This window comes from Nocardioides sp. TRM66260-LWL (assembly GCF_020075545.1).
GTDB lineage: Bacteria > Actinomycetota > Actinomycetes > Propionibacteriales > Nocardioidaceae > Nocardioides.
Window position 1 is genome coordinate 63,613 of record NZ_JAIQZK010000007.1, and the last position, 22,893, is coordinate 86,505.

Consider the following 22,893-nt stretch of genomic DNA (forward strand, 5'->3'; position numbering starts at 1 on the left):
CCGGAGGCCGTCCGGATGCCATGATGTGACCACGGTTCCCACGAGCGCAGGAGTCAGCATGACCACCCCCGTCCGTCGTCAGCAGGGCTACGTCCCGGTCCCCCGGCGGCCCACCGACCAGATCGTCGAGCAGCCCGTCGTGCTGCACACGACCTCCGACGCCGGCTGGGGTCTGCTGGTCGGTGCCGGCGCGATCGTCCTGGGCTTCAGCTGGACGCTGTTCCCCCTCGACAACCCGGGCATGTGGGCCGGCTACTGGTGCTCGCTGCTCGGCATGTTCGTCCTGCTCGCGGGCCTCGGCCTGCGCACCCGCATGGGTCGTCTGCCGCTGCTGGCCACCGCGGGCGGCTCCGGCGCGCTGCTGGTGATCATCCCGCTGCTGCGCGACTGGGGCACCTGGGCCACGACCACGATGGTCATCGGCGGCGCCATCGTCATCCTCGGCACCGTCCTCGCCGGCGCCCGCGGCAGCGACTGACGTCCCCACCCACGTCCCGAGGCCGGTCCCGCAGCGCGGGACCGGCCTCGCGTGCGTCCGCGCCGATCCGTCCCGTCCTCCGTGCCGCGCCTAGGCTGGAGGCGTCCACCCGAGAGCCGACTTGCGAGGTCCCGCCATGTGCGTCCCCATCCCGTGCCGCGTCTGCGGCGACAAGATCACCTGGAGCGGCTGCGGCGAGCACGTCGACGACGTCCGCGCCGTGGTGCCCGCCGAGCAGTGGTGCGAGGGTCACCAGGGCTGACGCCCGCCTCGGCTCGCCGCCGATCGAGCCGCCTCAGACCACGGTGAGTCGGACGGTCGCGACCGCGCCGTCGTCGTTGGCCAGCGTGAGCGTCGCGCCGATCTGCCGCGCATAGGCGTCGGCCAGCGCGAGGCCGAGCCCCGCGCCCGCGGTGCGTCCCACCGCGTGCAGGCGCTGAGGGCCGGCGAGGAGCACCTGCGGCGGGTAGCCCTCGCCCGCGTCGCGGACGACGACCCGCTCGCCGTCGATCCGCACCCGCACCGGCGCGCTGCCGTGCCGTCGCGCGTTGGCCAGCAGGTTGACGAGCACGCGCTCGAGGCGGCGCTGCTCGCCGAGGACGGGCACGGGATCGGTCACGACCAGCTCGTCCGGGGCGAGGTCGGGCAGCTGCGCGACGATGCGAGCCAGCAGGTCCGGCACGTCCAGCGGCGTCAGGGCCTCGACGGCGGGCGCCGCCTGGTCGGCCCGGGCGAGCTCGAGCAGGTCGTCGACGAGGAGGCGCAGCCGCTCCACCTGCTGGCGCACCAGGACGCTGGCCGCGTCGTCCGCGGGCAGCAGCGACGAGGCCGAGACCAGCGCCGTGAGCGGCGTGCGCAGCTCGTGCGCGACGTCGGCGGTGAAGGCCTGCTCGGTGCGCACGCGGTCGCGCAGCGTGGAGGAGAGCGCGTCGATGCCGGCGACGAGCTCGTCGACCTCGTCGCGCCGTCGGGTGCGCAGCGGCTCCGGCGCCTGCTGCAGGGCGCCCACCTCGACCCAGCGCGCGGCCCGGCGCAGCCGTCCGGTGATGGGTCCGGCCACGAGCCAGCCGACGAGGAAGGCCACCAGCAGCAGCTGCAGCCCGACGAGCAGGAACGTGCGGTGCAGGTGGTCGCGCTCGCGGGCGAGGGAGTCCGCGGAGACCTCCGCGGCGAGCACCTCCCCTCCGTCGAGTCGACGCGCCGCCCACATGCGGCCGTCGCTGAAGTACGTGACCATCCGGTGCTCCGGGGCCGCCCGCGCCGCCTCGACCAGCGGCGGCGGCAGGGGGACGGGCGCGCTCGGCTCGCGGGCGTCCGCGGCGACGAGCGTCGCATCGCGCGCCACTGCGCCGGTGAACTCGTAGGACGCCTCCGCAGCGCTGAGCCGGGCCTCCGCCTCGGCCCGCAGCCGGGTGAGGCCCTCGCTGACGGCGCTGCGGTCGGACACGTAGCCGATCACCAGCGCCGAGCAGACGGCGCTGAGGGCGACGGCGAGCGCGATCGGCAGCCGCAGGCTGCGCCACCACGGGACGCCGGCGGGCGCCACCGGGGTCACGGCACCACCAGCTTGTAGCCGAAGCCGCGGACCGTCTCGATCGCCGCCGGGTCGAGCTTCGCCCGCAGCCGTCCGACGTTGGTGTCGACGACGCGGGCGTCGGTCCACGAGGAGTCGCCCCAGACCGCCTCGAGGATCTGGCCGCGCGACACGACCCGGCCGACGTTGCCGGCGAGGTACTCCAGCAGGCGCAGCTCGGTGGCGCTCAACGCGACGGGCACGCCGTCGAGGGTGACGACCAGCGCCTCGGGATCCAGCTCGATGCGTCCCAGCCGCACCGTCCGCACCGCACGCGCGGGGGCCGCGGGCGGCCCGGGCAGTCCGACCAGTCCGGCCGGGGACGACGCCGCGGCCGGACGACGCCGCACGACCGCCCGGAGCCGGGCGGCCAGCACCTCGCCGTCGAAGGGCTTGGTGACGTAGTCGTCGGCGCCGGCGTCGAGGCCCGCGACGACGTCGGTGGGCAGGTCGCGGGCGGTGAGCAGGACGATCGGCAGATCGTGCTCCTCGCGGAGCCGACGGGTGAGTCGGATGCCGTCGAGGCCCGGCATCGCGACGTCGACGACCGCCACGTCCGGCGCCCCGTGCGACGCGATCCGCTCGAGCGCCTGGAGCCCGCCCTCGACGGCGTCGACCTCGAAGCCGTGCGCCCGGAGCACCAGCGACGTCGTGACGCGCACCGCCTCGTCGTCCTCCACGACGAGCACCCGGACCCGGTCCGGCGCGGTCGAGGGGATCGAGGGGGTCATGGACGCGCTCCGGGAGCGAGGTCGAAGCGCAGCGGCGGGCGTCCGACCACGCGGATCACGAGCTCGGTGTAGACGGCGGTGCGCGATGCCGGCCGCACCCGCTCGAGCACCGCGGTGGCCGCCGCGACGTCCTCGCGGCGGCCCTCGCACGCCCCCGCGCAGGGCACGACCCACCGGCCCACCGCCTCGGCCCGCGCGCCGCCCCAGTCGGCCCAGCGCAGGTCGGCGAGCGCCGGCCCGTCCGGCCCGCACGAGGGCGCGAGGCGGGCCGGACGCTGCACGGCCTCCCGGCCGCAGTCGAGCACGTAGGTGGCCTCGGCGAGGTCGGCGGAGCGGCCGAGCGTGGAGTCCGAGAGCCGGGGGCCGGCGTCGGCGTGCTCGGAGCCGAACTCGATCCGGGCCACCACCGCCAGCACCAGGGCGACGGCGAGCAGGGCGACGACGGCCGTCGCCGGGGCCGCCTGCAGGCGAGCCAGCCGACCGCGCATCCCCGTCCCCCTCGACATCCCGACCCCGGATCCTCTGCCCCCGGGCCCCGATCGCCCGGCCGGCCTCAGGCCTGCCGGGCGATCGGCACGCCGGCCCAGCGGGTGGCCTCCGGCAGCGCCTCGCCGCGCATCAGCACCGAGCCGAGGCCCACGTGCGTGCGGGGTCCGACGACCGTGTCGAGGAGGATAGCGCTGTGCGGTCCGACGCTCGCGCCGTCGCCGAGCACCGCGGGCCCGATCTGCATCACCCTGTCCTGGAACAGGTGGGTCTGGACGCACGCGGCCCGGTTGACCGCCGCGTCGACGCCGATCACCACCTGGTCGAACTCGTAGGTCGCCAGGGTGCCGACGTAGGCGCCGCGGCCGACCCGGGCGCCCATCAGGCGCAGGTAGAGGTTGACCACCGGCGTGCCGAGCGCGGCGCGCAGCAGCCACGGCCCGGCCACCATCTCCTGGCAGCTGTTGAGCAGCTCGTCGCGCCACACGAACGTGGAGAAGAACGGGTGCGAGCCGACCCGGTAGCGCCCGATGAGCAGCCACTTCAGGACGATCGTCACCGCCACCCCGAGGCCGCCGACGGCGCCTAGGAGCAGCGGTCCGACGAGCAGCAGGACCCCGAGTCCGGCCCGCTCGTCGACCACGGCCGCCAGGTCGAGCAGCAGGCTGGCGAGCCAGGCCAGCAGCACCGCCGGCACCACCAGCCGGACGACGTCGAACACCCGGCGCAGCGCCCGCACCCGTCGGGACGGGAAGAGCGTGCGGGACGGGTCGGCGTCCACGGGCGTGCGGGGCAGCTCGAAGGCCGGCACGCCGAGCCAGGTCGAGCCGTCGGGCACCCGCGCCGGCGGCACCGACTGCAGGCCCACCAGGCAGCCGCTGCCGACGCTCGTGCCGCCCGGCACGGTCGCGGTGTTGCCGAGGAACGAGCGGGCGCCGACGCTCACCGGCCGCAGCTCGGTCCACCCGTCGCGGGTGCGTCCGGTGGCGAAGCCGATGGCGTCGGTGGAGAAGCAGAGATCGCCGTACGACACCAGCCGGTTGAGGCCGCTCGCCGTCGAGACCTCGGTGCCGCGACCGACCGTGATGCCGCACCAGGTGAGCCAGCGCCGGGTGAGGCTGGAGGAGAACAGCGCGAAGAGGGAGTGCGTGGCGTCGTTCATCAGGCCCTCCGCGAGCCAGCGGGCGGCCGCCGCCGGCGCGTCGGTGCGCTGCCAGCCCGGACGCACCCGTCGCCCCGCCAGGCGCACGGCGAGCGCGGTGCCGAGGGCCAGCAGGACGAGGTAGCCGACGGCCAGCAGCGGCCCGCCGACGAGCTCGCCGCCGAGGGTGTCGACCGCGCCGCTCAGCACCAGGGCCAGGCCCGGGAGCGCGCACAGCCAGGGCAGCCCCTCCCGGACGAGCACCGCCGCGGCGAAGGCGCGGCGTCCGCCGGGCGCCGGCTCCGCGGCGGCCGCCGGCACGGGCCAGTCGTCGCCGGCCCGCCCCACTCGACGGGCCACCGCGCCGGACCACCGCTCCCCCGCCGGCACGTCGCCGGTGACGACGGCGGCCGGCTCGACCTCCGCACCCTCCCCGATCCGGACGCCGGGGTGCAGCATCGCCCGCCGCGCGATCCGCGCACCGGCACCGATGACGATCGGCCCCGCCACGATCTCGGCGCCCTCGACGTGCCAGCCGAGCAGGTCGACCTCCTCCTCCAGCGTCGCCGCGGCGCCGACGGTCACCAGCGCGCCGAGCGAGGGCAGGGTCGCCAGATGGGCGCCGGGGCCGACGTCGACGCCGGCGACCCGGGCCCAGCGCGCCGCCCACGGCGTCCCCGCGAGCCGCTCCAGGTGCAGCACCGAGCCGACGGCCTCCAGCAGCCAGAGCCGCAGACCGAGCCCGGAGTGCCGGGAGCGGCGGACCACGACCCCGGGCTCCAGGCGCGGCAGGAGGGCGCGCCGCAGCGCACCCCCGACGAGCAGGCGTCCGGGCGTCGTGCCGAGCAGGGCCAGCAGCGGCACCAGCACCCACCAGGCCGCACGCGGGAGCGGGCTGGAGACGTCGAGCAGGCCGGCGACGTCGCCGAGGAGGAGGAGCCCGGCGAACCAGGGCGCCGCCCGCAGGGCCAGCACGCCGCCGAGGCCGACGATCTGGAGCGCGCCGACGACGGCCGGACGTCCGCCCGCCGTCGGCTCGGGGTCGGCGCTCGTCGCGTCGTCGGGCACGGCCTGGCCCGCGTCGGCGTCCAGCTCGTCGAGGTGCGCGGCGAGGAGGCCCAGCCGGGGGCAGCGGTACACGTCGGCGATCGCCAGGCGCGGGAAGCGCTCGCGCACCGCCGTCACCATCCGGGCCGCGATCAGGGAGCTGCCGCCGAGGTCGAAGAAGTCGCTGTCGGCGGTCACCTGCAAGGGGCCGAGCTCGGTGCGCCAGATCGAGGCCAGCCAGGCCGCGGTGGCCGACAGGCCGGGGTCGGCGCCGTCCTCCGCGGCCGTCGCGACCCGCTCGGGCGGGGGCCAGGGCAGGGCCGCCCGGTCGACCTTGCCGCTGGAGCGCTGCGGGAGCGCGTCGACCAACACGACCAGCGGCGCGACGCCGCCCGACGTGCGTGCGGCGACGCTGCGGCGGACCGCGACGAGGTCCAGCACCACGCCCGCCTGCGCCACGACGTACCCGACGAGGAGCGGGTTGCCGTTCTCGGAGCGACGTACGGCCGCGGCCGCCGCGGCGACGCCCGGAACGGCCGCCAGGTGGGCGTCGACCTCGCCGAGCTCGATGCGTCGGCCGCCGATCTTCACCTGGTCGTCGCGCCGGCCGAGGAAGGCGTACCCGGCGGGCGTCTCGACGGCCATGTCGCCCGAGCGGTAGCCGCGCTCCCAGCCCAGGTGCGGCAGGGGCGCGTACCGGACCCGGTCGAGCCCGGGGTCGAGGTAGCGGCCGAGGCCGACTCCCCCGATCACGAGCTCGCCGGGGCTGCCGGGCGGCACGGCGCGTCCCTCCTCGTCGACCAGCGCGGTCAGCCAGCCCTCGAGCGGACGCCCGATCGAGACCGGCTCGCCGGGCACCACGCGCGCCGCCGTGGAGACGACCGTGGCCTCGGTGGGGCCGTAGGTGTTCCACACCTCGCACGACGTCGCCAGCCGGTGGGCCAGCGGGTCGGGCAGGGCCTCGCCGCCCAGGATCACCAGGCGCAGGCCCTCGAGCACGTCGTCCTGCCACAGGGCCGCCAGCGTCGGGACGGTGCTGACCACCGTCACCCCCCGCTCGCGGATCCACGGCCCCATCTCGACGCCGGCGCGCACGACCGAGCGCGGCACCGGCACCAGCGCCGCGCCGTTCGACCACGCCGTCCAGATCTCCTCGCAGCTGGCGTCGAAGCTCACCGACAGCCCCGCGAGCACGCGGTCCTCCGGGCGGACGTCCCACAGCCGGTGCTCGGCGCGGACGAAGGCGGTCGCCGACGCGTGGGTGATCGCGACGCCCTTGGGCGTGCCCGTGGTGCCGGAGGTGAAGATGACCCACGCGTCGTCCGCGGGCTCGACCGCCGCGCCCGGCTTCTCCCGGCCCGCGCGGCCCGCGCGGCGGACCTCGAGCGCGAGCCCGTCGGTGAGGACGCCCAGCACGTCGGCGCCGTCGAGGACCGCCGCGATCCGCTCCTCGGGGTCCTCGGCGTCGACCGGCACGTACGCCGCACCGGCCTTGAGCACCGCCAGGATGCCGGCGTAGAGCTCGGCGGTGCCGCTGGTGATGCGGACGCCGATCCGCTCCCCCGGCCCGGCGCCGGCGGCCCGGAGCCGGCCGGCGATCTCATCGGTCCAGGCGTCGAGCTCGGCGTAGGAGAGGTCGCGGTCGGGCAGGGAGAGCGCCGGCCGGCGGGGGTGGGCCCGGGCGACGTCCGTGAACAGGTCGGTCAGGGTGCGCGCCGGCTGCAGGGGCAGCAGCTCGTCGGCGCGGTAGTCGAGGAACACCATGGGGACGATCGAGCCAGAGCCGCGTCTCAGGCCCGTGGGAGCGCTGTCGCAGTCCTGTGCGGGTTCTGTGACAGTCCTGTGACGGCAGGGGCATCGAGGCCACGGCGGTCGCGTCGCGGTCGGGTCAGCGGCGCAGCCGCGAGCGGAGGAGCTCGACCACACGGCGGGCACGGCCGGAGAGGGCCGGTGTCGTGGCGAGCGCGACGGGGCCCGGTGCGGCCGCGGAGAGCGGGCTGGAGCCGTCCACCAGCCGTGAGGTCGGATCGGACCAGAACCCGCTGGCGAGGCAGCCCGCCGCGGTGGCGATGTGCCAGATCCGGACGACCTCCTGCCGGCTCTGCGGACGCTCGGCCGCGAGCCTCTGCTCGACGCGTCGACGATCGACCACCTCCCACAGGCCGGCGGGAGCGTCCAGGACGATGGACGCCAGCTCCGCGCGCACCTCCGGCAGGTCCAGGCGCCAGTTGAACGTCGCCTGGTCCCCGCGGCCGCTGTCGACCGGCGCTCGCGCCTCCCACGCCTCGAGGTCGCGGCGATCGGAGGGTCGCGTGTCGAACTTCCATCGCCTGCCCGCGAACGGGACGTCGCGAAGCGCCGGCGCCAGCTCCCCGAGCAGGGTCGCGACCAGGCGCTCGCTCATGCGCTCGTGCAGGTCGACGGCCCGCACCGCACGGATCACCTCGTGGTCGAGGAAGGGTCGACGGGCCGAGCAGCCGATGCTCGCCGCGTGTCGAGCCGCGCCGGTCCAACGGCCGGTGCGCTGACGCACGTAGAAGTCCTCGAGCGCGGCCGGCCCCTGCTGGGAGGCCGCGATCGTCCACGGAGCGACCTCGGCCTCGTACGCGAGGCGAGCGTCCGCCGTCAGGTTCCTCACCGAGCCCAGCACCCGGCCGCGCAGGTAGCTCGCGACGGCGAGGGGGTCGGCGGGATCCTTCACCGCGGCGGCGTAGTAGCCGCGGAGGATCTCGCCTCCGGTGCCGCCGAACGGGGCTCGGCGGGCGTCGTACCGCTCGCCGACGCGCCCGACCCGGTCGTAGGCCGACAGCATGCCGTCGGCCAGCACGATCGCCTCCTTGACCCGGCCGCGGACGTCGACGACGACGCCGCCCTCGTCGATCTCCGCTCCGCGGGGAGGCGTGATCCGGTGCGGGATGCCCAGCGTCGCGGCGACGCGGCTGGCGACGACGACGTCGGGATCTCCCGGCAGCCCGGAGGTGCGGGCGTCGACCTCGATGCCGCGATCGGCGAGCAGGGCGAGCATCAGGCGCGAGTCGCGCCCGCCGGTCAGCCCGAGCGGGACGCGGCCGTGCCCGTGGGGAGCGAGTGGTCCGAGACTCCCCCGGAGGGCGTCGAGCACGGGAAGCGGCTCGGAGGCCCACCGGGCGTCGCCGATCTCGAGCCGGCCGTCGCGGTCGACGCAGGCGTGCGTGGCCGGGGGAAGCGCCCTGACCCCGTCGAACACCGTACGGTCGGTCGTCGAGTAGCCGACGCTCACGATGCTGGTCAGGCCGAGGGGATCGGCGTGGGGGCCGGACGGATCGACGATCAGGTGGGCGAGCAGCGCGCGAGAGCTGACGACGACGACGTCGGCGCCCTCGGCGACGAAGACCTGCTCGGCGCCGGACGCACAGGTGACCGCCCCGATCCCGTCGGCCTCGGCGCCGAGCAGCGACCAGACGCCGGCCAGCCGCGGGAGCGGTCGCCGTCGGACGATCGCCTCGGACGTCGGGGCGTCGCCGACGAGGTAGCCGGTGTGGCCGACCACACCGGCCCCGTCGGGAGCCTCGGACCACGCGGGGCCGACCGACTCCGCGGGCTCGTTCGTCCACAGCATCAGGCGGATCCGCCCGTCCGGTGACGACCACGAGACCCGGACGCCGGAGTCGTCATGGAAGGGGAGCGACCGCTGCGCTGCCCGCGTCAGCCGGTCATCGAGATCCGGAGGGACGGCTCTCCTGGCGACGACACCGACGAACACCCGCACGCGTACCCCCTCGAGACAGCGGACGCCGCAACCTAGCGGACGGCCGACGGCGGTGCGAGCGGATCAGAGGGGTCGGAACCCGGTCGTGGTGGCCGGGAAGTGGACGACGACGGACGGTCCGCTGAGCACCTGGACCTCGGTCCAGACCTTGATCCGGTTGCCGCAGCCCTGCTTCGCGGACAGCGAGATGGTGCCCTCCACCGCGGTGCCGAGGTGGTGCCGCCGGGCGGTGATGCGGAACTGCTTCGTGGAGCCCGGCACGACCGTGGTCGCGCAGACGGACCCGCCCGGCGTGTACTGACGGACCAGCAGTCGCTCCCGCACCAGCGATCCGTTCGGGGCGTCGACCGACCGCGGGCAGAGGTCGCGGCCGTCGGTCGTCTGGTCGCGGGAGCCGCCCCGGAAGGTGCACGTCGTCAGGTACGCGTTGCCGGTGACGAAGGCCTGCGAGCCGGGGGCCGCCGAGGTCACCAGCTCGCTGGCGTGGGCCTGCTGCTTCGGCTTGGCCAGGAACGACCGGCCCGAGAACCCGCGGTTGGCGTCGTCGAAGTCGAAGCGACGGCTCTCGACGGTGCGGTCCGACACCGGACCGGAGATGGTGAGCGTGACGCGGGCCAGGAGCCGTCGGCTGGTCAGCGGCTTGGACGAGCTCTTCAGGCCCATCGTCGTGCCGTACGCGAAGCAGGCGCCCCGCTTGTCCTTGATCGTGAAGTAGACGCGCGTGCTCATCGGCAGGGTCTCGCCGCGGACGATGTTGCTGCGTGTGCCGATCTGGTCGGCGACGCTCGACTCCTCCTTGCACACCAGCGAGAGCGAGACGAGCTGGACGGCGTCGACCGACTGGTTCTTCACCGTGGCGTCGAGCTCGGCGTAGTACGTGCCCGGCGCCGGCACCTTGACGTAGCCCAGCCGGACGCTCGGGCCCGACTGCTCGGCGCCCGCGCGGGGCGTCAGGTAGGCGGAGTCGGTGCCGGAGTAGGTGTGCGGCGTCGGCGGCTCGGCGGAGGCCGGGAGCGCGGCGAGCAGCCCCAGGACGAGGGCGGCAGGGGCGAGGGCGCGGAACCACATGGGCCCCAGGGAACCACGATTCCCGTGGCGGCGGAGGCCGTTCCGGACGCGAGGGCCCCGGATCGCAACCGGACCCGTTCGACGTGCGTCATCATGCGACCGGCGACCAGGAGGAGGCAGGCGATGGACCGTCCGACGAGGGCCCTGTCCAGACGCCGTCTGCTGTCCGGCGGCGGCGCCCTGCTCGGCCTCGGTGTCGCCGGCGCGGTCGCCGTCGACAGGGAGGTGCTGCCGGGACGCTCCCTGCTCTACCGCGAGCTCGGCCTCGACGGCGCTGACGGCGTCGTCCCCGACGTCGTCCCGGGTCGGGTGACGTCCGGCTCCTTCGACTCCCGCGCTCGCGGCCTCCGCGTCGGCTGGAGCATCGCCCGGCCGCCGGCCGCGTCCGGGAGCCCCGCGCGGCTGCCCGTGGCGATCGTCCTCCACGGCCGCGGCGACGACCACACGGCCGCCTTCAGCCCCGAGCACCTGGGCCTCGACCGCTTCCTCGCGGCCGCCGTCGCCTCCGGCGTGCCGCCGTTCGCGCTGGCCAGCGTCGACGGCGGCGAGGCCTACTGGCACGACCGCGCCGGCGGCGATCGCTGCGGGACGATGGTGCTCACCGAGCTGCTGCCGCTGCTGCGCGACCACGGCCTCGACACCCGTCGGATCGCGTTCCTCGGCTGGTCGATGGGCGGCTTCGGGTCGCTGCACCTCGCCGGGACGCTCGGGGCCGCGCGGGTCGCGGGCGTGGCGGTGATGAGCCCCGCGCTGTGGCACGCCTTCGGGCAGACGTCCCCCGGCGCCTACGACGACGAGGCCGACTTCGAGCGGGTCGGCGTCATGGGCCGCCAGGCGACCCTCGCCGGCGTCCCGGTGCGGATCGACTGCGGCGAGAGCGACCCGTTCTACGCCGCGACGCGCGACTACGTCGCCGGCTTCGCCGAGCGTCCCGCCGGCGGCTTCGAGCTCGGTGGCCACACCCTCGGCTACTGGCGTCGGACAGCGCCCGCCGCCCTGCGTCACCTGGGGCTCGCGCTGCGGGCGTGAGGCCTAGGCGTGGATGGCCGCGCAGCGGCCGATCATGGCAGGCAGAACCAGTCGTCGGCAGGCGAAGTTTCGCCCGCCCGCGACCGGTTTCCCCGGGCGCCCGGGGAAACCGACGCCCGCCGCATCCGCAACGCACGAGAGCCGGGCCCGCAGGCCCGGCTCTCGATGGTGGAGCTGAGGGGACTCGAACCCCTGACCCTCTGCATGCCATGCAGATGCGCTACCAGCTGCGCCACAGCCCCATCCGCCGCTCCGCTCTCGCGGCGCGACCTGCGGAACATTAGCCGATGGCGGACGGCGAGGAAAATCGGGGTGTCGCTCAGCCTGCGACGACGCGGTTGTACGCGCGCAGCCGCAGCGGCGCGTCCGGTGTGAGCCGGTCGAGCACCACCCAGCCGCAGTTGTCGAGGCCGTGCAGCGTCGAGCGCGCGGCGTCCGGCCAGCCGAGCAGCGCCGGGACGACGTCGCGGATCGCCGCGCCGTGCGACACCGCCACCCCCACGCCGTCGTCGGGCACGAGCGCCAGCAGCTCGAGCAGCGCCTCGGACATCCGCGCGACGACCTGCGCCGCGGTCTCCCCGCCGGGCACGACGTCGAAGTCGCCGAGTCGGAACCGGGCGAACTCCTCGGGCGCCACAGCGGCGTACTCCGCGTGCGTGAGGCCCTGACGCTCGGCGAGGAAGTACTCGCGCAGCCGCGCGTCCAGGCGCGCAGCGAGGCCCGTGGCGGTCGCGACCGCGGCCGCGGTGTCCCGCGCCCGCACGAGGTCGGAGGTCCACAGCACGGCGGGCTCGAGCCGCGCGAGCGCCGCCCCCGCGGCCGCGGCCTGGGCGCGGCCCACCTCGTCCAGCTCCGACTCAGCCTGGCCCTGCACCCGGTGCACGGCGTTCCAGGACGTCCGGCCGTGCCGCAGCACGACCAGCCGCCGGCTCACCGCTGGGTCGTGACGACGTCGGCCGGCAGCTCGATCAGCGGGCAGTCGCGCCACAGCCGCTCGAGGGCGTAGAACTGCCGCTCCTCCTCGTGCTGCACGTGCACGACCACGTCGCCGTAGTCGAGCAGCACCCAGCGTCCCTCCCGCTGGCCCTCGCGGCGGATCGGCTTGGCGCCGGCCTCGCGCAGGCGGTCCTCGACCTCCTCGACGATCGCGCCGACCTGGCGCTCGTTGCCGGCGGAGGCCAGCACGAACGCGTCGGTGATGGCCAGCTGCTCGCTGACGTCGAAGGCGACGATGTGGGCGGCGAGCTTCTCGCTGGCGGCGCGGGCGGCGACGTGCACCAGCCCGACGGCGTGCTCGGTGGCGGTCATGGGATCTCCCTGGGGATGGTGGGCGAGGTGGTCGCGAGCGCGACGGGGTCGGTCGGCGGCGCGACGGCCCGCGGACGGTGCGCGCCCGCGGTGACCGGGTAGAGGTCGTGCTTGGCGACGTACTGGACGACGCCGTCGGGCACGAGGTACCAGACCGGCTCGCCGCGGCGGGCCCGCTCGCGGCAGTCGGTGGACGAGATCGCCAGCGCCGGGATCTCGAGGATGGTGACGCGGTCGGCCGGCAGGTGCGCGATGGCGCCGAGGTCCATCTCGTAGCCGGGCCGCGTGCACCCGACGAACCGCGCGAGGTCGAAGAGGTCCTCCGCGGCCCGCCAGGTGAAGATCTCGGTGAGCGCGTCGGCGCCGGTGATGAAGTACAGCTCGGCGTCGGGCATCGCCGTGCGGAGGTCGCGCAGCGTGTCGATCGTGTACGTGGGTCCGGGGCGGTCGATGTCGACCCGGCTGACGGTGAACCGCGGGTTCGCCGCGGTGGCGATCACCGTCATCAGGTAGCGGTGCTCGGCCGGGGTGACGACGCGGTCGGACTTCTGCCACGGGTCGCCGGTGGGCACGAAGACGACCTCGTCGAGCCCGTAGCACGACTGCACCTCCGACGCCGCCACCAGGTGACCGTGGTGGATGGGGTCGAAGGTGCCGCCCATGACGCCGACCCGGCGCCGACGCGTCATGAGCCGAGGCTCAGCTGTGCTCGCGGCCGTTGCCGAACGTGACCAGCGCGAGGAGCAGGATCAGCAGGACGCCGAGCGCGATCGCGCCGATCAGGTACGGGTTCGGGCTCGCCGAGTGCGTGCCCTCCTCGGCGGCGCGGACGAGCAGCGGGACGGTCGTCGTGGTCATGGCCCCAGCCTACCGGGACCGCGCCGGCCTCAGCGGACGTGCCCGTCCCCGACGACGAGGTACTTGGTGGAGGTCATCTCCGGCAGGCCCATCGGCCCGCGGGCGTGGAGCTTCTGGGTGCTGATGCCGATCTCGGCGCCGAACCCGAACTCCCCGCCGTCGGTGAACCGCGTCGAGGCGTTGACGAGGACGGCCGCGGAGTCGACGGCGGCGGTGAACAGCCGCGCGGCGCGCTGGTCCTCGGTGACGATCGCCTCGGTGTGCTGGCTCGACCACCGGCGGATGTGCGCGATGGCGTCCTCCACCGAGTCGACCACCCGCGCCGCGATGTCGAGGGAGAGGTACTCCTCGGCCCAGTCCTCGTCGGTCGCCGCGACGACGCCCTCCTGCGCGGCGAACGTCTCGTCCCCGTGCACCGTGACGCCGGCCTGCTGCAGCGCCGCGGTGATCCGCGGGACGAACTGCTCGGCGACGTCCGCGTGCACCAGCAGGGTCTCGGCGGCGTTGCACACGCTCGTGCGGTGCGTCTTGGAGTTCAGCACCAGCGAGACCGCCATGTCGAGGTCGGCGGCGGCGTCGACGTAGACGTGGCAGTTGCCGACGCCGGTCTCGATCACCGGCACCGTCGACTCCTCCACGACCGCGCGGATCAGGCCCGCTCCCCCGCGCGGGATCAGCACGTCGACCAGGCCGCGGGCCCGCATCAGCGCCTTGACGGTGTCGTGGGAGTCGGCCGGCACCAGCTGCAGCACCTCGGGGTCCAGCCCGGCGGAGGCGACCGCGTCGCGTAGCACCGCCACCAGCGCGGCGTTGCTCGACGCGGCGCTCGACGAGCCGCGCAGCAGCACGGCGTTGCCGGACTTCAGGCAGAGGCCGGCGGCGTCGGCGGTGACGTTGGGCCGCGCCTCGTAGATCATCCCGACGACGCCGAAGGGCACGCGCACCTGCCGCAGCTCCAGGCCGTTGGCGAGCGTCGAGCCGCGCACGACCTCGCCGACGGGGTCGGCCAGCCCGGCGACGTCACGCAGCCCCTGGGCCATGCCCGCGAGGCGCTCGGGGCTCAGCCGCAGCCGGTCGACGATGTTCGCCGGCGTGCCAGACGCCTCGGCGCGCGCGACGTCGTCGGCGTTCGCCGCGAGGATGCGCGCCTCGTGGACGCCGAGCGCCGCCGCCATCGCCTCGAGGGCGGCGTCCTTGACCAGGCGCGTGGCCAGCGCGAGCCCGTGGCTGGCCTCGCGGGCGCGGACGGCGAGGGCGGTGACGTCGTTCGAGCCGGAGCTGCCGGGCGTGCTGGTCATGGGCGTCATCGTAGTGAGCCCGGACGCGCCGAGGCCCCCGTCCCGCGGGCGGCGGGACGGGGGCCTCGGACGGGCGGAGCCGGAGGCTCAGCCCTTGCGCTGGTTGATCTCCTCGGTGGCCTTCGGCAGCACCGCGTGGAGGTCGCCGACGACGCCGAAGTCGACGAGCTCGAAGATCGGCGCCTCCTCGTCCTTGTTGACCGCGACGATCGTCTTCGAGGTCTGCATGCCGGCCCGGTGCTGGATCGCGCCGGAGATGCCGTTCGCGACGTAGAGCTGCGGCGAGACGACCTTGCCGGTCTGGCCGACCTGGAAGCTGTGCGGCATCCAGCCGGAGTCGACGGCGGCACGCGAGGCGCCGACCGCCGCGCCCAGGGCGTCGGCGAGGCCCTCGACGGGCTCGAAGTTGCCGCCGGTGCCACGGCCGCCGGAGACGATGATCGCCGCCTCCGTGAGCTCGGGACGCCCCGAGGCCTGACGCGGCTGCGAGGCCACGATCTGGGCCTTCTTGGCGGAGTCGGAGATCGTCGCCGCGAACTGCTCGACGGCGCCGGCGCCGGCGGTCTCCTCGGGGGCGGCCGCGTTCGGCTTCACCGTGATGATCGGCGTGCCGGTGGTGACCTTCGCCTTGGCGGTGAAGTTGCCCGCGAACACCGACTGCGTGGTGGTGCCGTCGGCGTCGACGTCGACGGCGTCGGTGATCAGGCCGGAGCCGGTCTTGATCGCCAGGCGACCGGCGATCTCCTTGCCCTCGTAGCCGGAGACGATCAGGACGGCGGCCGGCGAGGTCTTCTCGATCAGCTGCTGGAGGACCTCGGCCTTGGGAGCGACGAGGTAGCCCTTGATCTCGGCGTCGTCGACGACGTAGACCTTCTCGGCGCCGAACGCCGTGAGGCGGGCGACGGCGGCGTCGGTCTGGTCGGCGCTCGCGATGAGGACAGCCGAGGGCGAGCCGATGCGCTTGGCGATGGCCAGCAGCTCGAGGGTGGGCTTGCGGATGGCTCCGTCGACGTGGTCGACGAGCACCAGGACTTCGGACATGAGTGCTTCTCTTCCTCTCGCAGCGCTCGTCAGATGAACTTCTTGGACGCCAGGAAGCCGACCAGCGCGGTCGCGCCGGCGCCGTCCTCGTCCTTGACGATCTCGCCGGCGGTGCGCGGCGGGCGGGCCGCGGTCTCCTCGACGCTGGTCCACGCGACCGACAGGCCGACCTCGGAGGCGTCGACGCCGATGTCGCTCAGCGACCAGGTCTCGAGCGGCTTCTTCTTCGCGGCCATGATGCCCTTGAAGGACGGGTAGCGGGCCTCGCCGGTCTGGTCGGTGACCGACATGACCAGCGGCATGGTGCCGCCGACGATCTCGGTGGCGGTGTCGGAGTCGCGCTTGATGCGGACCTGGTCGCCCTGGGTCTCGATGACGGCCGCGAAGGTGACCTGCGGCAGGTCGAGGCGCTCGGCGAGCATGGCCGGGACGACGGACATGCCGGCGTCGGTGGAGGCCATGCCGCACATGACGAGGTCGGGCACGCCGATCTTCTCGATGGCCTTGGCGAGCACCAGCGAGGTGGCGATGGCGTCGGAGCCGGCGATGGCGTCGTCGACGACGTGGATGCCCTTGTCGACGCCCATCTGCAGCGCCTTGCGGACGGCGTCGACGCCCTTCTCCGGGCCCACGCACAGCGCGGTGACCTCGATGTCCTCGCCCTTCTCCTTGAGCTGGAGGGCCTGCTCGACGGCGTACTCGTCGAGCTCGGACAGCAGGCCGTCGACACCGACGCGGTCGACGGTGTTGTCGGACTCGAACTGGCGGTCCGCGGTGGCGTCGGGGACGTACTTCACACAGACAACAATGTTCATGGTGGTGATCGGCCGGTTAAGGCCCCTCCTGTGCACTCGGATGTGTTCGTGAGGTTACCGGCCGGTCACCTCGCCGCACATGCGGATGCGCGGGTTGGCTTCGTCACATCGTCGACAGCGTCGCTGTCACGGTGGACGGCGACGCAGCGACGGTGCGACCGGCTGGTCGGGGTGGTGCGGTGTGCGGGGCTGTGGCGGTCAGCGGGCGGTGCCCGGACGCACGAGGCGCTCGAGCAGTCGTCCCACGACCAAGTAGAACACCGCAGCCAATCCCCAGTTGACAAGGGCGTTGAGCGTCTCGGCGTTCTTGCCGTCGAAGCGCAGCACGCCGTTCTCGCGGGAGAACACCCCGAGGTCGAACGCGCGGGCGGCGTCGAGCACGAGGCTCACCAGATCGTTGTCGCGGTTGGCGTCGACGGCGACCAGCAGCGCGCCGACCGCGAGGACCAGGGCGAGGACCAGGCAGACGGTCCAGAGCACCTGCGCGGCGACGGTGCGGACGGTGTGGACGGTGTGGGGGTCTCCGGCCTTGCGGTCGGTGTGCTCAGCGGCCAACGAACTGTGCCTTTCCGGGTCCGTTCTGGATGAACGAGGCCATGCCGATGGCACGGTCCTCGGTGGCGAAGAGCGACGCGAACTGCATGCGCTCGATCTCCAGCCCGGTCTCGAGGTCGGTCTCGAGACCGCGGTCGATCGCCTCCTTGGCGGCGCGGACCGCGTAGGTGGCGGCGTGCGCGAACTGCTGCGCCCAGGCGACGGCCTCGGCGTAGACGTCCGCGGCGGGGACGAGCCGGTCGACGAGGCCGAGGGCGAGCGCCTCGTCGGCCTTGACGAACCGGCCGGTCAGGATGAGGTCCTTGGCCTTGGACGGGCCGATCAGGCGGCTCAGGCGCTGGGTGCCGCCGGCGCCCGGGATGATGCCCAGGAGGATCTCGGGCTGGCCGAGCACGGCGTCCTCTGCGGCGAAGCGGACGTCCGCGCACAGCGCCAGCTCGCACCCACCACCCAGCGCGTAGCCGGTGATCGCGGCGACCACCGGCTTGGGGATCCGGGCGATCGCGGTGAACGCGGTGGTGAGGCCGGAGGAGCGCTTGACCATGTCGACGTGCGACATGTCGGCCATCTCCTTGACGTCGGCGCCGGCCGCGAAGACGCGCTCGCCGCCGTAGATCACCACGGCCTTGACGTCGTCGCGCTCGGTGGCCTCGGCTGCCGCGGCGCGCAGCTCCTCCTGGACCTGCTCGCTGAGCGCGTTCATCTTCGGACGGTCGAGTCGGATCGTGCCGACGCCGTCGCTCACCTCGAGCCGTACGAACTCCCCCATGACCTCTTCCTTCGTCGCGGGCGCCGGAGCGGATGGGTCCGCCCGGTCTTCGCCATCGGCTCCGCACTCTGCCAGGTTCGGCCAGAATGGGACGGGTGAGCGCGACGACGTGGACGCACCTGGGCCAGACCGCGCGGGTCTGGCCCGGACGCAACTTCCCCCTCGGGGCGACCTGGTCGCCGGAGTCGACGAACTTCGCCGTCTACGCCCCCGCCGCGACCGCGGCCTGGGTGTGCCTCTTCCGCGAGGTCGACGGGCGCGAGGAGGAGGAGCGCCTGGCGCTCACCGAGCGCTCCCAGGGCATCTTCCACGGCGCGGTGCCGGGAGTGGCGCCGGGCACCCGCTACGGCTACCGGGTCGAGGGCCCGTGGGACCCCGAGCGGGGCTGGCGGTTCAACGTCGACAAGCTGCTCCTCGACCCCTACGCCCACGCCATCGCCGGCGGTCTCGACCCGCAGCAGCCGGCCTTCGGCTACGTCTTCGGGCGGCCCGACGTCCGCGAGACCACCGACTCCGCGCCGTACGTGCCGCGCAGCGTCGTCGTCGACCCGACCTTCGGCGGCGGCTTCGACTGGGAGGGCGACGCGCCGATGCACCGGCGCTGGCGCGACACCGTCATCTACGAGATGCACGTCAAGGGCATGACCGCCCTGCACGACCGCGTGCCCGACGAGCTGCGGGGCACCTACGCGGGGCTGGCGACGCCCGCCGTCATCGACTACCTCTGCGACCTCGGCGTCACCGCCGTGGAGCTGCTGCCGGTGCAGCAGTTCGTCTCCGAGCCGGCGCTCACGGAGCGGGGAGCGGTGAACTACTGGGGCTACAACACGATCGGCTACTTCGCCCCGCACAACGCCTACGCGGCCTCGGGCGAGCACGGCGAGCAGGTGCGCGAGTTCAAGGAGATGGTCAAGGCCTTCCACCGGGCGGGCCTGGAGGTGATCCTCGACGTCGTCTACAACCACACCGCCGAGGCCGGGCCGCTGGGCCCGACGCTCAGCTTCCGGGGCCTGGACGACCGCGGCTTCTACAAGCGGGTGCCGCCGCGCCCCGACCCCGCGGGCGGCGCACCGGTCTTCGACGACACGTACTGGGACGTCACGGGGTGCGGCAACACCGTCGACTCCTCCAACCCGCTCGCGCTGCGGCTGATCCTCGACTCCCTGCGCTACTGGGTCACCGAGATGCACGTCGACGGCTTCCGCTTCGACCTGATGTCGGCGCTGACCCGCACCGGCTACGACATCGACATGGGCTGCGACCTGCTCGTCGCCATCGGGCAGGACCCCGTGCTGCGCCACGTCAAGCTGATCGCCGAGCCGTGGGACGCGTCCATGGACGGCTACCTGGTCGGCCGGATGCCGCCGCCGTGGACGGAGTGGAACGACCAGTACCGCGACGAGATCCGCGACTTCTGGCGCAACCACACCTCCGGCATCCGCACCGTGGCGACGCGGCTCGCGGGCTCCTCCGACCTCTACGCCGACGACGGCCGCTCGGCGTACGCCTCGATCAACTTCGTCACCGCGCACGACGGCTTCACCCTGCGCGACCTGGTGACCTACGAGCGCAAGCACAACGAGGCCAACGGCGAGGACAATCGCGACGGCACCGACAACAACCGCTCGTGGAACCACGGCGTGGAGGGCGAGACCGACGATCCCGCGATCGCCGCCGTGCGGCGGCGCCAGGCCGCGAACATGATGGCGACGCTGTGCCTGTCCAACGGCGTCCCGATGATCACCGCGGGCGACGAGCGCGGACGCACCCAGCGCGGCAACAACAACGCCTACTGCCAGGACGACGAGATCTCCTGGATCGACTGGCGGCCCGACGACGCCTGGCTGGACGTCTACGAGGTCACCAAGGCCGCGCTGCGGCTGCGGCGCGAGCACCCCGCGCTGCGCCAGCGGCACTGGTTCGAGGGCCGGCCGGCGATCAAGGGCGGGCCGAAGGACCTCGCCTGGCTGCACCCGAGCGGCCGGGAGATGACCGAGCGCGACTGGCACGACCCCGAGCTGCGCTCGGTGGGCATGTTCGTCTCCGGACGGCCCCTGCGCTCCCCCGGGCCCCGCGGCGAGCAGCAGATCGACGCGTCGTTCGTCATCTGGTTCAACTCCGCCTGGCTGCCCCAGCCGATCCAGCTGCCGGAGAACGACTGGGTGCAGGCCGGCGAGGTCGTGCTCTCCACCGACTTCAAGCTGCCGGTCGGCACGGTCGTCAAGGCAGGCGACCGGCTGTCGATCGGTCGCCGCTCGACGGTGGTGCTGCGGGAGGTCTGAGCCGCTCGGAGCCGCCCGGAGCCGCTCGGCCGTCTCAGGCGGTCGGCAGGGCCACCACGCCGAGCTCGGCGGTCGAGGCCAGGTGGTCGTGCCGCGGCACGACCCGCACCGTGTAGCCGAACGCGCCGGCGTGGTCGAGCACGACGTCGCCGTCGAAGCGGTGGCGCCCGGCCTCGTAGGACTCGGCGAGCGCGAGGTCGACGACGCGGGTCTCGAGCAGCTCGTCGGCCGCCGTCGTGCGGCCGTGCACCAGCTGCACCGCGACGTCCTGCGGCGCCAGCCCGCCGAGGGCGACGAACGCGCGCACCGCCATCGCGGCCCCGACCTCCGGGGCGTCGCCGACGCCGGAGCTCTCGACGTGCTCGACCCGCACGCCCGACCACCCGTCGAGCACCCGCGCCTTCCACTCCGCGAGCGCCACGGCGCCGGCGAAGTCGGCGTCCAGCGCCCGCGAGGCGTGGGCGGCCGGGGTGTAGAGCTCGCGGACGTAGTCGCGCACCATCCGGCTGGCCAGCACCTTCGGGCCCAGCGAGAGCAGCGTGTGGCGCATCATCTCGACCCAGCGGCCGGGCACGCCGTCGGCGTCGCGGTCGTAGAAGCGCGGCGCGACCTCGTGCTCGATCAGGTCGTAGAGCGCCGCGGCCTCGAGGTCGTCGCGCTTGTCGGCGTCCTCGACGCCGTCGGCCGAGGGGATGGCCCAGCCGTTCGAGCCGTCGAACCACTCGTCCCACCAGCCGTCGAGGATCGAGAGGTTGAGGCCGCCGTTGAGCGCGGCCTTCATGCCCGAGGTGCCGCAGGCCTCGTAGGGCCGCAGCGGGTTGTTCAGCCACACGTCGCAGCCGGGATACAGCGGCAGCGCCATGGCGATGTCGTAGTTGGGCAGGAAGACGATGCGGTGGCGCACGCCGGCGCCGTCGGCGAACCGGACGAGCTCCTGGATGAGCCGCTTGCCGCCGTCGTCGGCGGGGTGCGACTTGCCCGCGATGACCAGCTGGACGGGCCGCTCGGGGTCGGTGAGCAGCCGGGTCAGGCGCTCGGGGTCGCGCAGCATCAGCGTCAGCCGCTTGTAGGACGGCACGCGGCGCGCGAAGCCGATGGTCAGGACGTCGGGGTCGAGGGCGTCGTCGATCCAGCCGAGCTCGGCCTGGGCGGCGCCGCGCTCGCGCCAGGAGTCGCGCAGCCGACGGCGGGCCTCCAGCACCAGCCGCTCGCGCAGCGTGCGCTTGACCGACCAGATCTCGGCGGCCGGCACCTGGTCGACGACGTCCCAGAACGCCTCGACGTCGTCGCCGTGCGGGTCGGCGCCGCGGCCGGCGGCCAGCTCGAGGATCTCGCGGGCGACCCAGGTGGGGGCGTGCACGCCGTTGGTGATCGAGCCGATCGGCACCTCCGCCTCGTCGAAGGCCGGCCACAGGCCGTTGAACATGCCGCGCGAGACGTGCCCGTGCAGCAGCGAGACGCCGTTCGCGCGCTGGGCCAGCCGGAAGCCCATGACCGCCATGTTGAAGACGCCGGGATCGCCGCCCGGGTAGTCCTCCGAGCCCAGCGCGAGCACCCGCTCGACCGGGACGCCGGGGGTGGCGCCGGGCTCGGCGAAGTACTGCTCGACGAGGCTGCGTGCGAACCGGTCGATGCCCGCGGGCACCGGCGTGTGGGTGGTGAAGACCGTGGACGCACGGCTGACCTCGAGCGCGGTGGCGAGGTCGAGGCGGGGGCCGGACTCGGGCACCGTGAGCTCGCGGATGCGCTCGAGGCCGAGGAAGCCGGCGTGGCCCTCGTTGGTGTGGAAGACCTCGGGCTCGGGGTGCCCGGTGATGCGGCAGTAGGCCCGCAGCGCCCGCACGCCGCCGACGCCGAGCAGCAGCTCCTGGCGCAGCCGATGCTCCGACGTGCCGCCGTAGAGCCGGTCGGTGACGTCGACGTAGGCCTGGGGGTTGCCCTCGACGTCGGTGTCGAGCATCAGCAGCGGCACGCGTCCGACCGACGCGACCCAGATGCGGGCCACCAGGTCGGGGCCGCCGGGCATCGCGATGGAGATCGTGGCGCGCTCCCCGGACGGCTCGCGCAGCAGCGAGATCGGCAGCTCGTCGGGATCGAGCACCGGGTAGGTCTCCTGCTGCCAGCCCTCGCGGGAGAGGGCCTGGCGGAAGTAGCCGTGCCGGTAGAGCAGACCGACGCCGATGATCGGGACGCCGAGGTCGCTGGCGCTCTTGAGGTGGTCGCCGGCGAGGATGCCGAGGCCACCGGAGTACTGCGGGAGCACGGCGGTGATGCCGAACTCGGGCGAGAAGTAGGCGACCGTCCGCGGGCCGTCGTCACCGACGCGCTGCTGGAACCAGCGCTGCGAGCCGAGGTAGCGGTCGAGGTCGTCGGCGGCGGCGCCGAGGCGGGCGAGGAACGCCTCGTCGGCGGCGAGCGCCTCGAGCCGGTCGCGCGAGACCGCGCCCAGCAGCCGCACCGGATCGTGGCCGGTGCTCTCCCACAGGGCCGGGTCGACGGCGGCGAAGACGTCCTGCGTCGGCGGGTGCCACGACCAGCGCAGGTTCGCGGCGAGGGTGCCCAGCGCGGCCAGCGCGGGCGGCAGGACGGGACGGACGGTGAAGCGACGGATGGCACGCACGGCGCGACGCTAGTGCAGAACTTTGATCGTTCCAACCCTTCCGGGC

General features: G+C 74.3%; 20 protein-coding genes and 1 tRNA gene. 4 read left to right on the top strand and 17 right to left on the bottom strand.

Going from position 1 to position 22,893, the window contains the following annotated elements:
- The first annotated feature begins 58 nt into the window (after positions 1-58).
- Positions 59-478 (top strand): hypothetical protein, encoded by a 420-nt coding sequence (locus K8Z61_RS15450; protein WP_224130814.1) that lies wholly within the window; start codon positions 59-61, stop codon positions 476-478.
- Positions 479-614: 136 nt separating this feature from the next.
- A complete protein-coding gene (locus K8Z61_RS19065; RefSeq protein ID WP_263431176.1) occupies positions 615-740 on the top strand; it encodes a hypothetical protein in 126 nt (41 codons plus the stop codon).
- 33 nt (positions 741-773) lie between these two features.
- On the opposite strand, the gene K8Z61_RS15455 is transcribed toward K8Z61_RS19065, so the two are convergent.
- The 6 genes from K8Z61_RS15455 to K8Z61_RS15480 all read right to left on the bottom strand — a co-directional run bounded on the left by K8Z61_RS15455 (position 774) and on the right by K8Z61_RS15480 (position 10,272).
- Complete coding sequence (locus K8Z61_RS15455) at positions 774-2,033, bottom strand: histidine kinase dimerization/phospho-acceptor domain-containing protein (RefSeq protein ID WP_224130815.1); 1,260 nt, start codon at positions 2,031-2,033, stop codon at positions 774-776.
- Positions 2,030-2,782 (bottom strand): response regulator transcription factor, encoded by a 753-nt coding sequence (locus tag K8Z61_RS15460; RefSeq protein WP_224130816.1) that lies wholly within the window; start codon positions 2,780-2,782, stop codon positions 2,030-2,032. Before K8Z61_RS15460 ends, K8Z61_RS15455 begins: the two co-directional genes overlap by 4 nt.
- The gene (locus K8Z61_RS15465) at positions 2,779-3,270 is read right to left on the bottom strand and encodes a hypothetical protein (RefSeq protein WP_224130818.1); all 492 of its coding nucleotides are present in this window, start codon (positions 3,268-3,270) and stop codon (positions 2,779-2,781) included. Before K8Z61_RS15465 ends, K8Z61_RS15460 begins: the two co-directional genes overlap by 4 nt.
- A gap of 65 nt (positions 3,271-3,335) precedes the next feature.
- Entirely contained in the window at positions 3,336-7,220 is a 3,885-nt protein-coding gene (locus tag K8Z61_RS15470; protein ID WP_224130819.1) for a Pls/PosA family non-ribosomal peptide synthetase, read from the bottom strand.
- Positions 7,221-7,344: 124 nt separating this feature from the next.
- On the bottom strand, positions 7,345-9,054 hold the full coding sequence (locus tag K8Z61_RS15475) for an asparagine synthase-related protein (protein ID WP_224130820.1): 1,710 nt from the start codon (positions 9,052-9,054) through the stop codon (positions 7,345-7,347).
- A gap of 213 nt (positions 9,055-9,267) precedes the next feature.
- Positions 9,268-10,272: a hypothetical protein gene (locus tag K8Z61_RS15480; protein ID WP_224130822.1), complete on the bottom strand. Its 1,005-nt coding sequence runs from the start codon at positions 10,270-10,272 to the stop codon at positions 9,268-9,270.
- 123 nt (positions 10,273-10,395) lie between these two features.
- On the opposite strand from K8Z61_RS15480, the gene K8Z61_RS15485 reads away from it, so the two are divergent.
- A complete protein-coding gene (locus K8Z61_RS15485; RefSeq protein WP_224130823.1) occupies positions 10,396-11,301 on the top strand; it encodes an esterase family protein in 906 nt (301 codons plus the stop codon).
- A gap of 166 nt (positions 11,302-11,467) precedes the next feature.
- Here the strand turns inward: K8Z61_RS15485 and K8Z61_RS15490 are convergent.
- From K8Z61_RS15490 to K8Z61_RS15535, 10 genes are all read right to left on the bottom strand, one after another.
- Positions 11,468-11,543, bottom strand: a tRNA-Ala gene (locus K8Z61_RS15490).
- A 77-nt stretch (positions 11,544-11,620) separates the two neighbouring features.
- Entirely contained in the window at positions 11,621-12,235 is a 615-nt protein-coding gene (locus K8Z61_RS15495) for a histidine phosphatase family protein (protein WP_224130825.1), read from the bottom strand.
- The gene (gene rsfS / locus K8Z61_RS15500; RefSeq protein ID WP_224130826.1) at positions 12,232-12,609 is read right to left on the bottom strand and encodes a ribosome silencing factor; all 378 of its coding nucleotides are present in this window, start codon (positions 12,607-12,609) and stop codon (positions 12,232-12,234) included. The genes K8Z61_RS15495 and rsfS overlap by 4 nt, the downstream gene beginning before the upstream one ends.
- Positions 12,606-13,298, bottom strand: a complete 693-nt coding sequence (gene nadD, locus K8Z61_RS15505) for a nicotinate-nucleotide adenylyltransferase (RefSeq protein ID WP_224130828.1) — start codon at positions 13,296-13,298, stop codon at positions 12,606-12,608. The genes rsfS and nadD overlap by 4 nt, the downstream gene beginning before the upstream one ends.
- 10 nt (positions 13,299-13,308) lie before the next feature.
- Positions 13,309-13,467 carry a hypothetical protein gene (locus tag K8Z61_RS15510; RefSeq protein ID WP_224130830.1) on the bottom strand — a complete coding sequence of 53 codons (159 nt, stop codon included), beginning with the start codon at positions 13,465-13,467 and terminating at the stop codon, positions 13,309-13,311.
- Positions 13,468-13,496: 29 nt separating this feature from the next.
- Positions 13,497-14,774: a glutamate-5-semialdehyde dehydrogenase gene (locus K8Z61_RS15515; RefSeq protein ID WP_374227974.1), complete on the bottom strand. Its 1,278-nt coding sequence runs from the start codon at positions 14,772-14,774 to the stop codon at positions 13,497-13,499.
- A 78-nt stretch (positions 14,775-14,852) separates the two neighbouring features.
- Positions 14,853-15,806: an electron transfer flavoprotein subunit alpha/FixB family protein gene (locus K8Z61_RS15520; protein WP_224130834.1), complete on the bottom strand. Its 954-nt coding sequence runs from the start codon at positions 15,804-15,806 to the stop codon at positions 14,853-14,855.
- 29 nt (positions 15,807-15,835) lie between these two features.
- Complete coding sequence (locus K8Z61_RS15525) at positions 15,836-16,621, bottom strand: electron transfer flavoprotein subunit beta/FixA family protein (protein WP_263431177.1); 786 nt, start codon at positions 16,619-16,621, stop codon at positions 15,836-15,838.
- 198 nt (positions 16,622-16,819) lie between these two features.
- Positions 16,820-17,176: a hypothetical protein gene (locus K8Z61_RS15530; protein WP_224130838.1), complete on the bottom strand. Its 357-nt coding sequence runs from the start codon at positions 17,174-17,176 to the stop codon at positions 16,820-16,822.
- A complete protein-coding gene (locus tag K8Z61_RS15535; protein WP_224130839.1) occupies positions 17,166-17,945 on the bottom strand; it encodes an enoyl-CoA hydratase/isomerase family protein in 780 nt (259 codons plus the stop codon). The genes K8Z61_RS15530 and K8Z61_RS15535 overlap by 11 nt, the downstream gene beginning before the upstream one ends.
- A gap of 95 nt (positions 17,946-18,040) precedes the next feature.
- Between K8Z61_RS15535 and glgX the strand changes: the two genes are divergently transcribed.
- Positions 18,041-20,227: a glycogen debranching protein GlgX gene (glgX, locus tag K8Z61_RS15540; protein ID WP_224130841.1), complete on the top strand. Its 2,187-nt coding sequence runs from the start codon at positions 18,041-18,043 to the stop codon at positions 20,225-20,227.
- Between the two features lie 34 nt (positions 20,228-20,261).
- On the opposite strand, the gene glgP is transcribed toward glgX, so the two are convergent.
- Positions 20,262-22,847: an alpha-glucan family phosphorylase gene (gene glgP, locus K8Z61_RS15545; RefSeq protein ID WP_224130843.1), complete on the bottom strand. Its 2,586-nt coding sequence runs from the start codon at positions 22,845-22,847 to the stop codon at positions 20,262-20,264.
- Positions 22,848-22,893 lie beyond the last annotated feature (46 nt).